The sequence below is a fragment of the Streptococcus sp. genome (assembly GCF_019414905.1).
Classification (GTDB): Bacteria; Bacillota; Bacilli; order Lactobacillales; family Streptococcaceae; genus Streptococcus.
In genome coordinates, this window is the sequence record NZ_DXLC01000286.1 from 1 (window position 1) to 1666 (window position 1666).

Sequence of the window (1666 nt, forward strand, 5' to 3'; positions counted from 1 at the left end):
AACTTCCTCAGCTTCTGTAAGGGCAATCTCAGTATCTTCAGACAAATCAAGATTTTCCAGAGCTTCTTTTACAACTTCTTCGATTTTAGGTTCTTCTTTTTTTCCAAATAGACGGTCAAATAATCCCATATCTTAGTTCTCCTTTAGCACATATTCTTCGATAGCCCAGGCAACAGCTTCTTCATCATTGGTCATTGGAGTTACCACATTTGCGACTGCCTTGACTTCAGGAACAGCGTTTTGCATGGCAACACCGAGCCCTGCCCATTCAATCATAGAAAGGTCATTAGCTTCATCACCACAGGCCATCACTTGGCTTTGATCGATTCCCAGATGGCTGATTAGTTTGGCTAAACCTGTTGCTTTGTGAACATTCTTTGGTGACCACTCTAGCAACATTTCACGTGATTTAAAGATTTCATATTGGTCAAACAACTCTGGCGAAATATTCTGAATGGCTGCATCCAAAGGTTCTTGAGCAAAGGCAGTCACGCATTTGTTGTAGGTCATTTGACTAGACAGGTCTTCAAAGTCAACTGGTACAAAAGTCAAAGCTGGATTGAATTTGGCATAAAGACTTTCTTGGTCCGATTGGATTTGATAAACAGTTCCTTCTGAGATGGCGTCAAGAGGAAGTGACAATTTCTCTGTTTCTTCATACAAACGTGCCACATCATCATATGAAAAGACTGTCTTATCAAGGATTTCACCTGTATTTTTCTGAACCAAACCACCATTAAAAGTAATGGTATACTCATCTTCGTGGCCGTCAGTCCCTAGCTCATGGAGAAAGAAATCCATAGCTTTTAAAGGACGGCCCGTTGTCAATACGACCTTGATACCACGATCACGCGCAGCTTTCAAGGTTGCCTTGGTCCGATCCGTCAGCCTTTTATCAGTAGTCAGCAAAGTCCCGTCCAAGTCCAATGCAATCAATTTTATATCTGCCATTATAAGCCCTCCATATAAGCGATAACCGACTGGTCTTTATGGTGACCAATCACAGTCTCTGCTAATTCTAAAATCTCTGGTCGTGCATTCTCAGGAGCTACAGGATGTCCCACAACCTGCATCATGTGCAAGTCATTTAGATTGTCTCCAAAAGCCATAACTTGACCCAGCGTGATACCAAGTTTTTTAGCCAATTCAACAATGGCCACTCCCTTATCGACATAGTCCAGAACAATATCAATAGATTCAAAGCCAGTTGTCATGGCCTTAACACCAGGAACGTTTTCGTTTACCCAAGCTTCTCCAACTTCCAACGTTTCTTCTGTGAAGTTGGTCGTAAATTTGAAAATGTCATCTGTAATATCTTCTAGACTCGCTACTTTTTGGATATTTTCATTATAGTGCTGGCTCTCTTTCAAATAGGTCTCATCAACCGTATCTAGCACATAAGAGCCCTTCTTACCCGTCAATAGCAATTTATTGATATCTACATAAGGTGACGTTTTCAGTTTTTCAAAAGTTGATAGATAAAACTCACGAGACATGGTCGCTTCATACAAGTCCTGACCTTGATATTCTACCAAACTGCCATTTTCCGCGATGAAAATAATGTCATCACGAACATCAGCAAATAATTTTTCTAGAGACAGAAATCCCCGACCCGAAGCTACCGCAAAGTAAATCCCTTTTTCCTTGTAGGAAGCTAAGAGAGACT

Annotated in this window: 2 protein-coding genes and 1 pseudogene; all 3 read right to left on the bottom strand. The window is 41.1% G+C overall.

Annotation, left to right across the window (positions count from 1 at the left end):
• A pseudogene (locus tag QZ359_RS08760) lies at nucleotides 1-129 on the bottom strand (signal recognition particle-docking protein FtsY); the annotation flags it as partial.
• Nucleotides 130-132: 3 nt separating this feature from the next.
• Complete coding sequence (locus tag QZ359_RS08765; RefSeq protein ID WP_153226152.1) at nucleotides 133-951, bottom strand: Cof-type HAD-IIB family hydrolase; 819 nt, start codon at nucleotides 949-951, stop codon at nucleotides 133-135.
• A partial coding sequence (locus QZ359_RS08770) for an HAD family hydrolase (RefSeq protein WP_293965876.1) occupies nucleotides 951-1666 on the bottom strand: 716 nt, incomplete at its 5' end. The genes QZ359_RS08765 and QZ359_RS08770, both read right to left, overlap by 1 nt.

Excerpts from the sequence above, each read along its gene's own strand:
- QZ359_RS08765 (WP_153226152.1), bottom strand. The coding sequence starts at position 951 with ATGGCAGATATAAAATTGATTGCATTGGACTTGGACGGGACTTTGCTG.